General features: G+C 31.4%; 16 protein-coding genes and 3 pseudogenes. 5 read left to right on the forward strand and 14 right to left on the reverse strand.

Going from position 1 to position 17060, the window contains the following annotated elements; genetic code table 11:
* Window positions 1-49 precede the first annotated feature (49 nt).
* From BK579_RS21970 to BK579_RS22005, 8 genes and pseudogenes are all read right to left on the reverse strand, one after another.
* The gene (locus BK579_RS21970) at window positions 50-571 is read right to left on the reverse strand and encodes a hypothetical protein (RefSeq protein WP_078549235.1); all 522 of its coding nucleotides are present in this window, start codon (window positions 569-571) and stop codon (window positions 50-52) included.
* Between the two features lie 173 nt (window positions 572-744).
* The gene (locus BK579_RS21975; RefSeq protein WP_078549237.1) at window positions 745-1209 is read right to left on the reverse strand and encodes a hypothetical protein; all 465 of its coding nucleotides are present in this window, start codon (window positions 1207-1209) and stop codon (window positions 745-747) included.
* A gap of 117 nt (window positions 1210-1326) precedes the next feature.
* The gene (locus BK579_RS21980) at window positions 1327-1587 is read right to left on the reverse strand and encodes a hypothetical protein (RefSeq protein ID WP_078549239.1); all 261 of its coding nucleotides are present in this window, start codon (window positions 1585-1587) and stop codon (window positions 1327-1329) included.
* A 43-nt stretch (window positions 1588-1630) separates the two neighbouring features.
* The gene (locus BK579_RS21985) at window positions 1631-2092 is read right to left on the reverse strand and encodes an NUDIX hydrolase (protein WP_078549241.1); all 462 of its coding nucleotides are present in this window, start codon (window positions 2090-2092) and stop codon (window positions 1631-1633) included.
* A 79-nt stretch (window positions 2093-2171) separates the two neighbouring features.
* The gene (locus BK579_RS21990; protein ID WP_078549243.1) at window positions 2172-2738 is read right to left on the reverse strand and encodes an AAA family ATPase; all 567 of its coding nucleotides are present in this window, start codon (window positions 2736-2738) and stop codon (window positions 2172-2174) included.
* 180 nt (window positions 2739-2918) lie between these two features.
* Window positions 2919-3986: an NHL repeat-containing protein gene (locus BK579_RS21995; RefSeq protein WP_078549245.1), complete on the reverse strand. Its 1068-nt coding sequence runs from the start codon at window positions 3984-3986 to the stop codon at window positions 2919-2921.
* A 210-nt stretch (window positions 3987-4196) separates the two neighbouring features.
* Window positions 4197-4386: pseudogene (locus tag BK579_RS22000) on the reverse strand (stage V sporulation protein R); the annotation flags it as partial.
* Between the two features lie 40 nt (window positions 4387-4426).
* Window positions 4427-4990, reverse strand: coding sequence for a CBO0543 family protein (locus BK579_RS22005; RefSeq protein ID WP_078549247.1), 564 nt, complete (start codon window positions 4988-4990; stop codon window positions 4427-4429).
* Between the two features lie 163 nt (window positions 4991-5153).
* On the opposite strand from BK579_RS22005, the pseudogene BK579_RS25345 reads away from it, so the two are divergent.
* Window positions 5154-5317 (forward strand): annotated as a pseudogene (locus BK579_RS25345) (IS1595 family transposase); the annotation flags it as partial.
* 75 nt (window positions 5318-5392) lie between these two features.
* Here BK579_RS25345 and BK579_RS22010 read toward each other — a convergent pair.
* From BK579_RS22010 to BK579_RS22020, 3 genes and pseudogenes are all read right to left on the reverse strand, one after another.
* Window positions 5393-5632: a hypothetical protein gene (locus BK579_RS22010; RefSeq protein WP_078549249.1), complete on the reverse strand. Its 240-nt coding sequence runs from the start codon at window positions 5630-5632 to the stop codon at window positions 5393-5395.
* 46 nt (window positions 5633-5678) lie between these two features.
* Window positions 5679-6326, reverse strand: a pseudogene (locus BK579_RS22015) (SpoVR family protein); the annotation flags it as partial.
* 375 nt (window positions 6327-6701) lie between these two features.
* Window positions 6702-7433: a DUF4145 domain-containing protein gene (locus tag BK579_RS22020; protein ID WP_078549253.1), complete on the reverse strand. Its 732-nt coding sequence runs from the start codon at window positions 7431-7433 to the stop codon at window positions 6702-6704.
* A 637-nt stretch (window positions 7434-8070) separates the two neighbouring features.
* Here BK579_RS22020 and BK579_RS22025 point away from each other — a divergent pair.
* The 3 genes from BK579_RS22025 (at window position 8071) to BK579_RS22030 (ending at window position 9857) form a co-directional block, all read left to right on the forward strand.
* Window positions 8071-8772, forward strand: a complete 702-nt coding sequence (locus BK579_RS22025; RefSeq protein ID WP_328589294.1) for a GTPase — start codon at window positions 8071-8073, stop codon at window positions 8770-8772.
* A 20-nt stretch (window positions 8773-8792) separates the two neighbouring features.
* Window positions 8793-9074: a hypothetical protein gene (locus BK579_RS26975; protein WP_328589295.1), complete on the forward strand. Its 282-nt coding sequence runs from the start codon at window positions 8793-8795 to the stop codon at window positions 9072-9074.
* Between the two features lie 123 nt (window positions 9075-9197).
* Window positions 9198-9857, forward strand: coding sequence for a GIY-YIG nuclease family protein (locus BK579_RS22030; protein ID WP_078549255.1), 660 nt, complete (start codon window positions 9198-9200; stop codon window positions 9855-9857).
* Between the two features lie 171 nt (window positions 9858-10028).
* On the opposite strand, the gene BK579_RS22035 is transcribed toward BK579_RS22030, so the two are convergent.
* Entirely contained in the window at window positions 10029-10361 is a 333-nt protein-coding gene (locus tag BK579_RS22035; protein WP_078549257.1) for a hypothetical protein, read from the reverse strand.
* Between the two features lie 177 nt (window positions 10362-10538).
* Here BK579_RS22035 and BK579_RS22040 point away from each other — a divergent pair, with 177 nt between their 5' ends.
* Window positions 10539-10832, forward strand: coding sequence for a hypothetical protein (locus BK579_RS22040; protein WP_078549259.1), 294 nt, complete (start codon window positions 10539-10541; stop codon window positions 10830-10832).
* Window positions 10833-10951: 119 nt separating this feature from the next.
* Here BK579_RS22040 and BK579_RS25350 read toward each other — a convergent pair whose 3' ends face one another.
* A complete protein-coding gene (locus BK579_RS25350; protein ID WP_204524752.1) occupies window positions 10952-11467 on the reverse strand; it encodes a hypothetical protein in 516 nt (171 codons plus the stop codon).
* Between the two features lie 403 nt (window positions 11468-11870).
* Complete coding sequence (locus BK579_RS22050) at window positions 11871-16811, reverse strand: DUF4011 domain-containing protein (protein WP_078549263.1); 4941 nt, start codon at window positions 16809-16811, stop codon at window positions 11871-11873.
* Between the last annotated feature and the right edge of the window lie 249 nt (window positions 16812-17060).

A 17060-nucleotide genomic window follows, 5' to 3' on the forward strand; every position in this document is an offset into this window, starting at 1 on the left:
TTGGAGCAACACAGTAGAAAGGTGTTGCTCTTTTCAATTTTCGCACACTTCAATAAGGTAATTCGTTTCCTTCTTTATCAAAATACTCGTAATTGGTTCGTTCCGTTAAATCAGGTTCTAAACCGTGAAATAAAAATGACTTAATACCTTCCTTATCTATTGTTATCAAGTTAGCCTCTTTACTTCCAAGCATCACTTTATCTACTTCTTTTGAGACAAGCCCTACAATGTAATCATCTTTGCCCGAAGACATTTCAACATTATTTTCATCAAGATTACCGACACCAATTATTTCGTCAAAATGCCAACCATAGTTATTCTTATTTATCTTTCCTACCGCTAAGTAGGTCTTAGGAGTTTGACCTACTTCTGAATAGTAAAAAACATATGCAACATCATCATAGAGCTTAGTATCAATAATTTCCAATACTTCAAGTTTAGGATCTTTAACATTACTTAATGCTTCTTCTGGCGTTAAATATGAATTATTCTTTTTACTGTTCTCTAAATAGAGAAAAGCAGATACCACCATTACTCCTACAACTACAATACCAATTATTATTTTTTTCATCGTCTCCCCCTTCATAGTTAATTACGATTTCTTCCTAAGAAAGTTTCACACCTTCTTAAAGAAACCTGCTTCCATTAACGAAAGAAGCGAATACTCTTGTTAAGCATTCGCCCCCGATAGTTTAAGTGCATCTCTTCACAAAACCATTATACTGTTTAACCTATGGTGAAAAATTATGCATCTTTTTTGTTATACGAAATCTTTATTTTATGTTTTGTATGATCCATTTCAATAAATAAAATATCTGTTGGGAATGGCGACTCCTGAGGAACGTCTTTTACTATGTCGGTTACATTCAAATAAATGGTGTTGTCATTTGTTTCAATAACAATTTCAGTATTTTTCCTTTCTCCTGCTTCTTGACCTAAAGAATAAGCAATAATTCTTTTATTCCCTTGGATAATTTCATGATTCTCAAACTCTCTTAAACGTACAATTTTTTTCTTGTGCTTTTTAAACCAATCTTCTTCTTGAAGTTCTCCGTAAATGTTTTCAGCGTTAAATACCTGAACACTCCCTAACACTTTTGTGTTTTCTGGATGAAATTCTTTTGCATTTTCAGATTTATTTGAACAACCTACAAGTGCTAACAATAACACTGAAAATAATCCTATGATGAAATACTTTCTATATGTCATTAATCCTCCATCTATTAAATTTGACGTTTTTTTAATATAAAAGTTCCATTTAAATCCTTATCCACTAAACTCGATAGCACAAGAAAGCAACTGCTCTTATTGAACACTTGCTAGCTGTTAATTGAATAAGACTTTTCTTGATACTTTGGTTAAAAGGAAACTAATAACTCCAACACCAAAAGAAGTTGCTCCCCAGATAAATTCATAAACACCTTCCATACTATGTGGACTGTCTAAAAAAACTACGAAGAAATATAGCGTAATGATAACAGGGAATATAGAAAATAAATATTTTAGCTTGCGAGTAAACCTACATAATAATAAGTTAAGTATTACAATAATGATCACAGGTAATACTGCGTATGTTAACCAGTACATATTTCCCCTCCCTTTCATTTCTGTCATTGAAGATAAGCTCCCGTTACTTTAAGTACATTTTCTCACAATTTATGTATTGTTCAATAAAACCTCTATACTCATCTGTTAATTCATCTGGCAAATCACTTGTTGGGAAATACTGCAATTCTTCCGACTCGTTATAATCAATCTGCATATCTCCACTTACATCTTTAGTAAAATAAACAGCTGTTACAGAATATAATTCGTCACCATTAGGAACTTTAAGGTAATATTCAGAGCCAGAGAATACATTAAGTAACTTTAAGTTTTCGACTATTAATCCTGTTTCTTCAAATACTTCTCTTTTTGCTACTTCCTCTAAACTTTCTCCTAAATCCATTAAACCACCTGGCAATCCCCAATTTCCATCGTTCCTTTTTTGTAATAATACTTCATTATGTTCATTTAAAATGATAACAACTGAACCTGGTAAAATAATTGGCCTATGCCCAACAAATTGTCTAAGATACTTATAATATTCCATTCCTTACTCCCTTTCGAGACTGGTTTCTAATCAATCAATTAGTTTGTAGTAGTTAGCTTAATATTAGAGTGATAGATAATCATAAACTTTTAGAAATATGGATAATTTCTTTAATTACATAATCAACTTCCTTGCTATCTTTAATTATAAATAAATGGTCTGCTTCTCCTTCTTCAGGATCCGCAACATCTTCTAATTGAGATTCAGCTTGTTGCCTCAAGAGCACTTCCTCAAAATTAGAGTAAGCACCCCTAAATATATTTGTACTACGTTTACTATCAGTAACTCTCTCTTTAAGAATGTCATCAGGAATATCAAAATTAACAAGAATGCTCACAAACTGATTTTTAGTAAACAACTCTTCTAGTAAATTGATTCGACTTTTTCTGCTTCTATTTGAATTACAAACAATAATATGTAAATCAGTATTCTCTATTGCGTAATCAACAATGAAACGAGAAAGAGAGTGTTTAAAAGTATTAGGTCCTTTTTTTGGTTGCAATTTATCATAAAAATTATTTATGAATTCAGCGTGGTTATCTTGATCCATTACAAAAGAGTTATTTAACTCTTGCTCTAATGTTCTAGCGAATGTAGTTTTTCCACTATGTGTTTTACCTACAGTCATAATTACTAATCTTTTCATAATTCCCCCATGTGCATAGCTATTATTAAATTCATTCTACCATTTACCGCACTTCAGTTGTTAAAATATTCTGCCTATTAATTAAAATAATAAGGCCCTAATCATTGTATTAGAGCCTTTCCGTATTGAAGAATCGCTACCTTCACCTTTACTTGAAGAGTGTCTATATAATCATTTTAGTTATTCCTCTTCGATTTGCTGCTCTAAAAGTTTTTCAAATGTTTTTCCTGCTTTAAGTTCATAAATTCCCAGATATTCAGCTTCAGGAGAAAGAAAGTAAATCTTTTCCTCTCTCGTTTTTATAGGATGATATGGAGCCATAACCGTTTTTTTATCTGGAATCCGGACTGCACCTTGAGTCTCTCCCTTTTTATTTATGATATACACATGAAATTCTCCTTTTATTGGTCCTTCATTAGTGGCAATCTCTCCCTTTGTAAACACTATTTGATTATTAGTAACAGAGTGAATTGTAATTCCACCAAAGGAGTGTTCAAACGGGATTGTTATCTCATTCTCGGTTTTTTCATTCACTAAGCGAATTTTCCCTTCGTTGTCATTAACTCTTAACGCTTTATGAGGTTGATTTTCCTCCTTGATTCGAACACCAGTCTTTAAACTAATCAACACTGTATTATTCTGGTTAACAGTTACCCCGTGCCCTTCAGGGAAACCTAATCCAGTTGGGATTTTAATAGCATCGGAAACATTATGTGTATCCACTAGTTCTCCTGATTGGGAATATTGGTAAACAAGTCTTGATTCTGAATCTAATACATATATTTCATTATTTTCCGTAATTATAATGTCAGTTAAATCCCAAGCATCATTGATAGGAATGGTTCTTTGTTTACCATTACCTGTAATCAAAACCTTGTCATTAACGTTATCTAAGATATAAAAAGTCCCGTCTTTTACATCAAAGCTTGTTGCACTCGAACCAATAGCTCCCTCACCTCCATGTGAAGTAAATCCAATTTGATTTTCTCCTTCTCCATACTCAATTTTCATTTTCAATTCTACATTGGAGTGCTCCAAAATTGAAAATGTATTTTCATCTGGTTTCTCTACATTCTCGGATTGATAATTCGAAATTAGAGATAAAGAAAGGATGACTGATAACAGAATTGCTAAACCTGATGCAAGAATAGGTTTATATAAATAATAGATTGGTTTTTTATTTTTCTGTGTAGATATTTTTGCTTGTAATTCATGGACAACCAGACCATGCTGTAATATGGGTTGCATATATAGTTCCAGATAAAATAATTGTTAATGTGGTTAATAATCCACCTAACATTATAATTCCACCAATTATGGTTCTTTTCATAAATTTACTCCCCCTATTTTCAATATTTCTTATTCAACATTCCTGATCCGTTAGTTTAAGTGTAACATTTCACATAATCAGATTCATTAATAAAAAAAAGCCACTGATCCCTCAGCAGCTCCCCATCATTAAACATATTTCCATGTCACACTCTTCCCATCATACGTAAACACTACACTTTTATTCTCAATCACCGATTCCATATGAACAGGTCTTCCCAAAGTTGATGCAAATATGGTAATACTTTTTCAAGATACTTCAAATCTAATTCAATATCTTATCTTCATACCAATGCTTAAGATAAAGTTCTCCTGTTTTCGATTGCATAATATGCAGTATATTTTGGCTCAACGCTACATTATTTATTATCTTGTAACTTTAGAAATAAATTTGTAATTCCCCTTGATATTACAAAAAATAGAACATAGAAAAAAAATAAATAAAAATAATTTATTCCTTTAAACATTCTAAATAATTCATGCATTACTAGTATTGGCTTAAGAATAAAAGCAAAAAATGCAGAGAGTATTGTTGAATATAAATAGAAGTTCTTATTGTTTTTTAGTACCCATTGGTATAAAAGCATATATGCAATCGGCACAAAAGATGCATCTAAAGCAAAACTTGGAAGAACAGGTAGTATCTCATAAGGATAATCCCATAAACCCATTCTAATTCCTGCCGAATTTGTGTATGCAAACCATATATGATAATTTAGTCCATAAAATCCTAAAAGTAATGCATATTTCCTTTCGATATTAAATAATAAAATCACTAATGGCACGATTAACATAAAAACTACTACCCAAAATTTAACATCATCAAAGCTTGAATATTCTTTCCAATAATCTATATGCAACCTTGAAAGTTCCTCGGCTGTAGCTCTTATCTTATGAAGTAACTCTTCTTGTTTTTCATTCACTTCCTACACACCTATTCCTTCACATAAATGATATTTAGCAATTATTTCATTTCTAAATTAGAGTTGGAACAAGGATATTTTCTCCGTAATTTATCTGGATTATGTAAAGATTACTGATGATAGAGGTACCAGTTTATTTAGGATAACACTTCCTTCAATAGAATGGATGGACAGGTTCCAAGGAGAGTATATGGAAAATACCTTTACTGGTTCAGCTTCCTTCAGAAAAGTAAGAAGTTAGCTGAAAAAGAGCAGATATACCAAATGCTCCTCAATGCTTGCCAAAATCCAAATAGTATTACCGTCTATTTTATTCGTGAGGTATAAAAAACAGCCATTCCTATATGGAACGACTGTATTTCTTACTCCCGTTAGAGCCCCCCTTTAATGGAGCATCTTCTTTTACTCTGAAACATCTACTTCTAATGAATAAGGGATAAATAGATATGTGTATTTAATAGCTATCCTTTCAGGTACTTCGTTCCCGAAAGCACGTAAACCATAGTGTTTTATAATTTGTCTGTCATCCATTTCGTATAGTCTGTTTTGTTCGTCGAGTGGTAACGCAGGTTGAATTTCCAATTCGTTAATTTTATGAAAAGTAATATATGGGTCTTCATCAAGACCTCCACCCGCTACCATATGATTTGTTCTACTTACTACTGATCCCTCAGCAGCCTTTTCATTCCTACATATATTTCCGTGTCACACTCTTCCCATCATACGTAAACACAACACCCTTATTCTCAATCACTGATTCCATATGAACAGGTCTTCCCCAAAGCTGATGAAGATATGGCAACACTTTCTCAAGATACTTCAAATCAAGCTCAATGTCCTCATACCAGTGTTTTAAATAAAGTTCACCTGTCTTCATGTAATCCCCATCATTAACAGTGATATATGGGAATCCACCGTTCACTCTCATACTCACTAACTGATCACGCACCTGCTCCCAGCCTTTATCAACAATTTTATAATCACGGCCTTGTTTCTGGAACAAATACATATCCTCACGCATGACCAAATCTTTTGTTAAGTAATTACGGATAAAGGAAATATCAGACTCGACTTCACGAACCTCAAACATCTTCTCTCTTCCTGAACCAGGCTTTACTCCCCGCTCAATCATCTCAGGTGTTGGATTATCATATCGCTCTTCGATGTCTTCAAAGATTTTCAACCCTAAGTAATACGGATTAATTTGTGTACGCGATGGCTGAACAACTCCAGCATTCAACTTTGCGAATTCAATCGCTTCATCTGAAGTTAAGTCCATTTCACGAATGATTCGTTGGTGCCAATACGAAGCCCAGCCATCGTTTCGCAAAGATGTTCTTTTTACATGCTTCTTCATGCACCCTATAATTGAGAATACTCAAAACCAATTAAGGTATCATTTATTAAATAATTTCCTACTGAACAGTATATTTGTATTGCGCAACAAATGACTTATTTATTCCAACTTTCTTATTAACATAAAAAACTCGTTTAATTGAATAAATTTAAAAATCCTTTTATCATTTGTATTCTCCCATAAATCCTATCTATAGAGGTTGAGACATCCTTGCATCACCTACATAAAAAGAAGTTCATCTTTTTTTTGGGGTAAAAATCATTAATCCTATTGTCTTATTCGTGAGCAGCACATTAGAACTAGCTAATAGTTTTCTAGTTTCTAGGATATAAATAGCATATTTTAATTTCTGCTTCAATTCTTAGAAGGCTTTTCAATATTATCTCTCTTTAATATTGCTTTCCTAACAGCATGAGGTATTTTTGAATATTGCTCGTCTATTTTTTGTTTTTTACCAATTAAGTCATCAACTATATAATTTATAAGATCGAATAAAAATATAACAGAGTCTTTATCTTCTTCTATATTTATTTCACCAGTATGTACACTTTGATTACCATAGTATCTTAATATATCTAATCCCTTTTTTGTATGTTCATCAATGTTTTCAGTTGCTAATTGTCCTATCATTTGATTTAGGGTTTTTTTATTTTCATTTAAAATACTACGAAGAATCATTTCTAATGATAATCTCAAGAGAGCCGATGAAGAACGAGGCGAAGCATCGAATATTAGCCTAGCTTCTTCAAAAATATCTGCAGCATCTTTCGGCATATATTTAGATGACTTAGGTAGTGTAATTTCATTTGGATATAGTCGAATCCCACTTTTCCAAATTATATATCCAGTACACCCAGCACAAATACTAAAGCTTAATTCAGACAACATTTTATAATTAATTGTCCCATTAAATTTTGTTATTAATGGGATACCCTTTAAGGCTATTGAAGCACCTATCTTTACACTATCTATTTTATTTTCCTTATCTAATTTATCTTTAAAATGAAACCAGTTCTGTTTTTCATCTCCATTACAGTATGGGCAGGTAAAAATTTCTCGTTTAAATATTGTTTTGATTGCTGACACAATAACACTCCTAATGTTTTAATTAAAGAATAAATCATTAAAAGTTTTTTGAAAACAACTAAATATCAGTTTTTGGAATTACTTATGGATTTAAGTCATAGGTCTACTACACAGTAAATTATGACGGTTTTTCTATTTCACATTACTAGCCGTTTAAGTGTATTCCTTCACTAAGTCCTCTTAATTTGAAGACCTTCGCTGAGCAGGAGGAGTCTACTATAAGCAAATTCATTTTCTTATTCGCATTTATCCCTACATTACTTTAATTGTAATAATTACAAACACTCTAAATAATATAGAAATCCCCTGATCCCTCACCAGCACCTCCACTTACCATATATTACTTCACGTAATCTTTCATCTAAAGTAAACACAACACCCTTATTCTCAATCACCAATTCCATATATACCGGTGAACCTTAAGGTGATAGATAAAGGCAACACTCTTATGGTTTTCAGATTTATAATGAACAGATAAGCCACATGTTTAAAGTATCATCAAAATGATTCGATCCAGACAATGCAAATAATTAATCTAAGTCCTATGGTAACTAGTTTGTTAGAACAATCTGACTATAAAATATAGTGCAATAATTGTATATATTTGTTAAAATTTTGTCAAAAGGGAGTGAGTCCAATGGTCAATTTCAAATTTGATGATGACGATTTCGAAAAAGCATATGAAGAAGAAATAAACAAAGTTAATGAACAACTAAAAAAAGAAATAGTTTTTGCAATGATTGGTGATGTGAATACTGGAAAGTCCTCTACGATTAATCGATTAATGGGTGAGGAAGTTGCTTCAGTTGGAGCAGAACCTGGGGAAACTGTCATTGTAGATAAATACAAATATAAAGATAAAATAATATATGCAGATACTCCAGGATTGGATGATATCAATAATAAGAATTCAGAGGAAACAATAAAATTCTTTAAAGAAGCAGACATAATTTTATTCTTCCTAAATGCTGCTGGCACCGTTTTTTCTGAAGGTGAAAAGAAATACTTTGATAATATCAGTAAAATAAACAAAAGAATAATATTTGTTTTGAACAAAATAGATGCCGCTGAGGGTATTCCTAATCTCGTAAAATATGTACAAGATAAAACAAATTATAGCTATAAAGTAGCACCGATTTCTTCAAAAACTGGTGAAAACATTGAAATGTTAAGAAACGCAATCTTAGATATTCTTAAGGAAGAAAACAAAGATATTCTATTTGCCAGGCAGCTCAAAGAAAAGTCTCTAACTGCAAACAAGTGGATTCTAGCTGCTGCAACCTCAGCCACTGCAGTTGGGGCATATCACCAATACCTGGGTCCGATATTATTCCAATAACAGGTATACAGGTTAGTCTTATGGTAAAATTAGCAGCCCTATATGAAAAACCTCTAACTAAAGATAGGGCAAAAGAGTTAGCAATCGCAACGTTTGCTGGAAATATAGGTAAAAGTTTATTTAGACAAGCAGTAAAATTAATACCAGGTGCTGGTTCAATTGCTGGTGCTGGTATAGCTGGAAGTATGACACTTGGTCTAGGATATGCTATAAAGTATGCTTATGAAAATAATATTGAGCTTAATGCAGACATTCTAAAAACTCTTTCTAAATCTTTTATGAAAGAGAGTACAATAGTTTAATAAAAAAGCTAACTAGTTAGCTTTTATAAAAACACACCATGAAATGGAGCTAAAAATAGCTCCATTTTATATTTCTGTATTGCAGGAATAGTGGTTCAGTAAATTTGAAACGGAGGCAATTCTATGCCATATCACTTTGGAGTAAAGGTACTTGAAGGTAAACACGGTTTGAAGTTAACCCGAGATAAATACGCAATCGTTAGCAATAAAAATTCTTTAGTACGTTTTTCTAGGGATATTTATGCCGATGAGGAAGGCAAAACATATACGATTGAATGGTGCGAAAAACAGCTTAAGGACAGTTTGAAAAATTATGACTTAAACATGGAATTTTTCTCTTTGTTAAATCATAGTGAATTTTGTAGAGAGATAGAAGGGTTTCTTGAGAAAAATAGACGATTCACTGAGGTACATAGCCTTAATTTATATGATGGAAAACCTGGATATTACATGATGGTCCTCGATGAATATTCACAAGTTTATATTGGCACAACAAATGATATTAAAAGACGTATTAGACAACATTGGTCAAAAAGCAAACCCTTTGATCGGCTTCTGTTTCCAATGGGTAACGTGAATTCCTCAATACTTTCAATTGAAAGTTTTCGTGCTCTTGATACTACACGAATTTATGTGTATGAGACTAATAAAACGTTTAGTAGTGAAGACAAATATATAAATCAACTTCCGGCAAAGTTTATGTGTAATAGGATGGCTGGCGGAAAAATTACTGGTGGTTTACCCCAAGCAATAGCAATGATGAAAAAGCGAAATTTGACTTAATTGTCCCAGTAGAGTTCACTCGACTGGGAGTTTTAACTAATTGTTAAGGATTATTTTTCCGTAGTGCTATTGTTTTGCTGCACTTTATCTTTGTATTTGGACAAATTATTCGGAAAACCTATTATTGAAAAATATAAAGACATCCCAATGAGATGCCTCTAAATTACAACCTTATTTAAATGCTTTTTTTAATTTGTTTGCTGCGTATTCTTGACCAGCCTCTTCAAAGAACTTAACCCAATTGCTAAAGTTAGTATTCTTATTTACAAACAGATCTAATTCTTTATTTACTAATGATTGTAGGTCTCTAGTTTCTTCAGTAATCTGATAAGGACTTTGTGAGTGGAATTCTTCAAAGGATGAAAATTTAGTATTTCGCTTCATAAAGTCATCATTGAAAATTGCAACCAGCCTTACTTCTCCATCAAGTTCTTTCTTGACTTGTTTTTCAATATTCTTTAATTGCTTTTCTAAACTATCCAACCCTTTAATTTCAAACTTCATAACAACCACTCCTTCAATGTTATGAGTCTATTATATTACAAACATTTGTTCTTTCACAACATAATAGCTTTCAAATTAATGAGAGCTATTATTAAAAAGAATTCTTTTATCATAGGATTATATGGTTAATCATTCCAAAAAACAGTTATAATGATTGATAAAAGAGGAGTGGTACAAGTGTCTAATGATAAAAAGACAGTAGATTTTGTTAAGTATAAAGAAAATAAAAACTTCTGGGATAATGAACTTAAAAAAATTCAACTAGACATAAAAGAAAAGGAAAAAGACCCATTAGTAAAAAATAATAGACAAAATATCAAAGAATTTGTTTGTCATGAATTAGTTTCTTTTAGTGTAGAAAGAAATAAGATAACTTTATATTTTGCAGGCGACTCCGACTATGATACGTTGGAAGTAACTGCTGATTTAGATGGTAATTTAGTAACTGAAATAAAGAGTCCATCTGTCTAAAACTTGTATTTTTAACATGAAATCTGATTACTTATCACCCGAAAAACACCACACAAGTTTTTGTATTTTATCCTTGGATAGGAGTAGTCACGATGATGAGGTAAGGTAAGGTAATCTACTTACTCACTGACTTTATTTACAAATGACTCCAACTCATAATTATTCTCGTCCCATGCTCTCATAATTTTGGTTTCATATTGAATAAAGCTTATATTCTCTTTTGGTACAGTTACTTTGTCATTCGAATTAATGTGTGGTTCAAGCCCGATAAGTAGATTATCTCCATAAGTAATCCTATAAAAATAATAGTTATTGAAAGTTGTCCCATCTTTTAATCTAATTGTTACTTTAATCTCTTCTCTAACTAATAGATTTATTATGTGTCTCCCAACCACATTAACGATAAAAAAGATGAATACTAAAATGATGAGAATTGATAAATAATGCCCTAATAATTCTCCATCTGTCATTTCACCTTTAAACTCATCCCAATCACCAGACTTGTAAATAATAGGGTAATACCTTATTAGATTACTAATAAAATATATGGCGGATAGTACATAAGAGTATATTATTAATGAGATAAAGGTTAAAAATAATGTTCTATTTAACTTCTTATATATATTGCCAAACACTTGATATATGTAATACCTAAACCTTCTATTCAATAAAAGTAAACAAACTGCAATCCCAATAATAAGATAAAGATTAATTATAATTTCAAATACTATATGTAATGGTTCTTTAAGACATAAGGCGACTGAATAAACAATGAAGATGCAGCACATTACACTAAAAGTTGAAATGTTTCCTAAAATTAAAAATTCCCTCTTTATTAATAATTTTTCTACGTTTGTGGAGCTTCTAAAGACCACGTAATAAATTATCATAAAAAAAATAAGTATACTGACCATCATAAATCCAGGTGTCTTAGATAATAAGTTAATAATCACTTTATTTTCTCTTTCTTTAAAAACTGCAATCACTCACAATGATAAAAATAGCACCCTAAAATGGGTGCTATTTTCTTGTTGTGAGTTAACTACGGATAAAATTGTCCTCTTTTATCGTATTAACTATCTCATTCACGATTTCTTTTTTCCTTTTTACCCAATCTTGTGACCATATTCGATATATTCTCCATCCTAATGATTCAAGAATGCCTTGTCTTAATCTATCCCTGTCACGAGCCGTTTTTGATGAGTGATAAGTTGCGCCGTCACATTCAATGCCTAGTAAATACTTCCCAGGTTTATCTGGGTCAATAACTGCCAAATCAATTCGATATCCAGAACAACCTACCTGTTTCCTAAGTGTTAACCCCTTCTTTTCTAGAGAATCATATACGTCTTGTTCAAATGGACTATCAAAATCAGCCTCTATGTCAACATCTGTTGCAATAGCAAATTCACCATTTTTTTGGGCAAATGCTAAGTACGCTTTTAAAAGCTTTGGTCCTCGTTTATTTAGCTTTACATCATCTAAGTCAACATCTTTTATACTTGAAACCACTTTAATTTCTTTTTTTGCACGTGATACCACAACATTCAATCTTCTTTCGCCACCCTCTTTATTAAGTGGTCCAAAATTGTAATAGATTTTTCCTGTTGCATCTTTTCCATATCCCACACTTATTATAATCGTATCCCTCTCATCACCTTGAACGTTTTCTAAATTTTTTACGAAGAATGACTCAAAATGACTCTCACTGAAGAAGTGTTCGTATTCAGGATTTTCTCTCCTTAGATAGTCGACCTGCTCACGGATTGCCTCCTGCTGCGCCTCACTAAATGCAATTACTCCTAGAGACCGTTCTGGACTTCTTTCTATATGTTCAAACACTAATTTAGCAACTCTTTCAGCTTCTTTTAGATTTCTCTTCGACCCACCTCGGTCATAAACTCCATCCTCTACAAAAACATGGGATATACCATCATGTTCACCATGAATAGAATTTGGGAATGTGTAAAGTTCATTGTTGTATATTTCCTTGTTTGAAAAAGCTATCAGAGATTCCTGTTTACTACGATAATGCCATTTTAAAGATATTTCTGGCATGAACTGTAAAGATTCATCTAATATACTTTCAAAGTCTTCGTAGATATCTTCATCTTCCTCATCCATGAATTCTTCATCTACTTCAATTTGCTGATTAAAAAAAGAAGTTGGTGGTAACTGTTTATCATCTCCTGCAATAATAAGTTGTTTTCCTCTTATTATTGAACCAATAGCATCCTCTGGCCTAATTTGAGATGCTTCATCAAAGATTATTACATCAAAACTTAGTATAGACGGATCGATGAATTGACTAACCGATAACGGGCTCATCATCATACATGGTTTTAGTGACAATAATAACTCTGGTATTGTTCCAAAAAGTTTACGAATTGGTTTATGTCTCTTTTGTTTCTGAATTTCTCTTTTTAATAGTGCTATCTCGGAACTTCTAAATGTATTCCTTTCTATATATTCTTCTTTTACTTTAGTAAGAATTTCATGAAGCCTTGCACTATTATTATCAATATGCGTTTCGTCTAATTCTTTAAATTCTTCTACGAGCTTTTTATGCTGGTCAATTCTAAATTTTCTTAAAGGTGGATGCTGTCTATACACATCATCTAACCATAATTTATAATATCTCTTCATAAAAATATCAACAAATGAATTATCTATTGAATCTCTATTGCTAGAAATCTTTTTTACAAAGTCTTGTAACCCAAGATTATTCACATCCATCAATGATTCTTGGAAAGTTAGCCACTCCTGAAGACTAGAAGTTTGGTTAGACAACACATCTAGTGAACTAGCCACCACTTTAATATTTTCATGAAATATTGATTTACCATTAAACTTCCCTTCATTTGCGTTAAATATTGTTAAGTAATATTCTAGAAGGTCTTCTAGCTTATTTCTCTTATATTGCACATCTGTACAAATAGATAAAAATCTTGCAAGTTTATCATCATTATTGATTACTTCAACAAATGATTTTGGAAACCAACCTTCAAAATTAGCTTCAGCTTTTATCGTCCAATCAATAGCCTCTTTTATTCCAGTCCAATCGGTGTTATGTTCTTTGTACAAATCACCATAATACAAAGTAAAATCCTTCGTTGAATTTTCAATTTCCTTTGAAACACTTTTTATTTTTTCTAAATTTAATTGTAAATTCTCTAGAACCTCAACAGAGAGTAAATCCGATTTATTCTTTTGTAATTTACTAAATTCGTACTTTGCTTTAAGTAATGAACTTGTGATATTACCTATATATCTAATACGTTCCTTTTGTCCGACTAAATCTGTTAACTGATTTATATCATTAAGCTTTGAAAATGCATTATATTTTAAATAGTACAGGATTCCACTAATTTGGTCGTAAAGAACTTTATATTTTTCAACCAAATTTCTAAAAGCTTCAATTGTATGAGTGTTAAGATCCAGAATAAAAGGTAATAATTCTTCTTTCATATTAGAACTATCCAAATAAATGTCCAATGCACACATACTTTCAAAATTAGCTTGTATTTGATCCCAATCTGTATTTTCTCCAGCATATCCTTTACCTAAGAAACTGGTGATGAACTCTTCTTTCTCTTCAATTTGCTTTTTAAATTCCTTGTACTTTTTTACGTTGCGTAGTTCTCTTATTGTCTGAGCATACGGTAACTTTGTCTTTTGGTGTAAATAAGAGTTTACTAGGCTTTTATCCGCTCTATAATCTTTATTCATAAATCTAAAGAATGTTGAATATTTCTTTACATATCGTTCTATAAGACTATCGATATCTTCTTCAATTATTCCTATGTCGAATATTTGACAAACTTTATTTCGTTCATTAATTAATAATCCAAAATGATCCTTGGTATCCATTAATACTTTTTTTACCGTCTCTTTTTGGTCTAATCTAAACCAATTTTCGGTTGGCTTTGGGTCATTTTTTATATAGTTTAAGACCTTTTCGAGTCTTATATTCTCTTCTGAACTAAGTGTATTAATTTTAAAAGCCATTAACGAAAAAAATTCATCCACAAAACTATCGTATTCTTTATATAAAATATTAGCCTTCTCAATGTTTGTTTTAATTGACTCATCGGAAAATAACTTATTTATAAAATCTGAGTAATTGTCCACATAAGGTGATATCTCATTTTGATAATCTGAAGTGATAACTTTTAAAATACAGTCAATATCTGTTTCCAATACCTCATCATTAAACTTAGACAAAATTTCCTTTTTTACATTTTGGTAAGTTGAAAAATAAATGGAATGTTTTTCAACATTTTCGTTAGCATTTCTAAGAATTTCTTTTCCATTAGTACCGAACCATGTATCAGAAGCAATTGGTTTATTTCTTATCGATTCTGCTAAATCAGTTAAATGATCCAAATCACCTAGGGTTAGCTCCCATTTAAATTCCACCATTTCTGTTGCTTGTTTGAGATCTGTGTAAAGTTCAGCAAGTCTTTTAGCAAACATCTTAAAATTGGAAGAAATATTTGCTTCTAATTCAAAGCTTGTTTCTTGTACACGAACAGCTTTCCAAAAATGCGAATCCTCATTACCTAACAAACTTTTAACCTCTTCTAACCTTTTTAATTTCTTTTTTATGTCATTTATTTTATTAGTTGTATAATGTTCAACATCATTTAAGTCAAAAAGAAGTTCTTCCACTGTATCCAAATTTGCTAGCTTACCATGTATTTTTTGTGGTGTTTCATTAAGTGGTGCGATTTTTTTATGTAGAACCTTTACATATTCGTTTAAGCTCCGTTTTATTTCGTCAAATTCTGAATAAGATTGGTACAAATAGTACGGTGAGGTTTTCTGATCTAACGAGTTTTTCAAATCTGCCAGTACAGTTTTCTTATTTGAATTATGACTATGTAAATCCAATATATAATCAGAAAGACCTTTATCCGCTAATCTCTTCTTAACAACATCTAGTGCTGCTTTTTTCTCACTAACAAATAGCACATTCTTCCCTTGAGAAAGTGACTCAGCAATAATATTAGTAATTGTTTGGCTCTTTCCTGTCCCAGGAGGACCTTGCATTACAAAACTCACACCTCTTTTGGCTGCAATTATTGCTTCTTGTTGACTAGAGTCAGCATCTAATATCTGAAAAGATTCTTCGGAGCTTGCTGTTTGATCATAATCATATATATTAATGGCTTCATCCCTATTACATATGTCTTTTTCTTGTTTAATACCTGCATATTCTTTCACGAACCTATTATCTTTAACTTTTTCTAGATAAAGCTCAAAATCCTTATACATAACTAATTTACTAAAAGAAAATAAGCCAATGTAACTTTCTTTTGTTACTTTCCAAGTGTTCTCTACTTTTAACTCAGCCTCATAATAATTTATTATCTCTTCGAAAGATTCAAATTCAAGATTATCTAATGGTGATAAATTTATGCCGAAGTCTAATTTTAATTTTTGCTCTAGCACTGGATTTAATATAATATCATCATCTAATTTTCCTAAGTAATAAGGTTCTCTCGCTGATACTCTGGAAAGAGTAATGGGTATTAATAAAATCGGGGAACGTAGAACATCTTTACTGTAATCCACTTCTGTCCAGTTTAGAAAACCACATGCTAAATAAAGTGTATTTATACCTTTTTCATCTAATGAAGATTTACCTTTTAGCCTTATATCATTAAGCTGTTTTTCTAACTTTTGACTTATTTTAATTAAACTTCTATTATAAATATCTTTTACTTCTTTTTCAGAAAATTCCCCCTTACTTGTTGCTTCTATTGTTAATTTTTCTGCGTCCTTAGCTATATTAACTATCGTATTTACTCTAATTGCTTTATCGTTTAACAAAAGACTAAATACTTCCTCAATTTCATGATCAATTTGTAAAGTCGATTTATTTGTCTTAAAGTTTAGTAATCTATTCCGCTTTGTAAAATCAAGAAGCCGCGCCTTCCATTGTTCAACTTTTTTATCTAACTTGATCTCTCCCACAAAAGAACATCCCCCTTTCTAACTACACACATTTCCACTTTTTACATAATTATAACTTTTTTACAATTTTCTAACAATAAAGTAAGACTATTTAACTAATCATACATAAAAAGAACTTAGTACACTACTAAGTTCTTTTATTCGAGAAATTCCTATATATGACTTCATAAGTTGAACTTTATTCTTTTTTATTTTATTTCTGCGATATCATAAATTCAAAAGTTAATTCAAATTCTCATTCAAGTTGAC

Origin of the sequence: Litchfieldia alkalitelluris (assembly GCF_002019645.1) — a bacterium.
Lineage (GTDB): Bacteria > Bacillota > Bacilli > Bacillales > Bacillaceae_L > Litchfieldia > Litchfieldia alkalitelluris.

Excerpts from the sequence above, each read along its gene's own strand:
- BK579_RS22010 (WP_078549249.1), bottom strand. The coding sequence starts at position 5,632 with ATGGTAGCGGGTGGAGGTCTTGATGAAGACCCATATATTACTTTTCAT.
- BK579_RS26975 (WP_328589295.1), top strand. The coding sequence starts at position 8,793 with ATGGTAAAATTAGCAGCCCTATATGAAAAACCTCTAACTAAAGATAGG.
- BK579_RS21995 (WP_078549245.1), bottom strand. The coding sequence starts at position 3,986 with ATGCAACCCATATTACAGCATGGTCTGGTTGTCCATGAATTACAAGCA.
- BK579_RS21970 (WP_078549235.1), bottom strand. The coding sequence starts at position 571 with ATGAAAAAAATAATAATTGGTATTGTAGTTGTAGGAGTAATGGTGGTA.
- BK579_RS22025 (WP_328589294.1), top strand. The coding sequence starts at position 8,071 with ATGGTCAATTTCAAATTTGATGATGACGATTTCGAAAAAGCATATGAA.
- BK579_RS21985 (WP_078549241.1), bottom strand. The coding sequence starts at position 2,092 with ATGGAATATTATAAGTATCTTAGACAATTTGTTGGGCATAGGCCAATT.
- BK579_RS22035 (WP_078549257.1), bottom strand. The coding sequence starts at position 10,361 with ATGAAGTTTGAAATTAAAGGGTTGGATAGTTTAGAAAAGCAATTAAAG.
- BK579_RS22030 (WP_078549255.1), top strand. The coding sequence starts at position 9,198 with ATGCCATATCACTTTGGAGTAAAGGTACTTGAAGGTAAACACGGTTTG.
- BK579_RS21975 (WP_078549237.1), bottom strand. The coding sequence starts at position 1,209 with ATGACATATAGAAAGTATTTCATCATAGGATTATTTTCAGTGTTATTG.
- BK579_RS21980 (WP_078549239.1), bottom strand. The coding sequence starts at position 1,587 with ATGTACTGGTTAACATACGCAGTATTACCTGTGATCATTATTGTAATA.
- BK579_RS21990 (WP_078549243.1), bottom strand. The coding sequence starts at position 2,738 with ATGAAAAGATTAGTAATTATGACTGTAGGTAAAACACATAGTGGAAAA.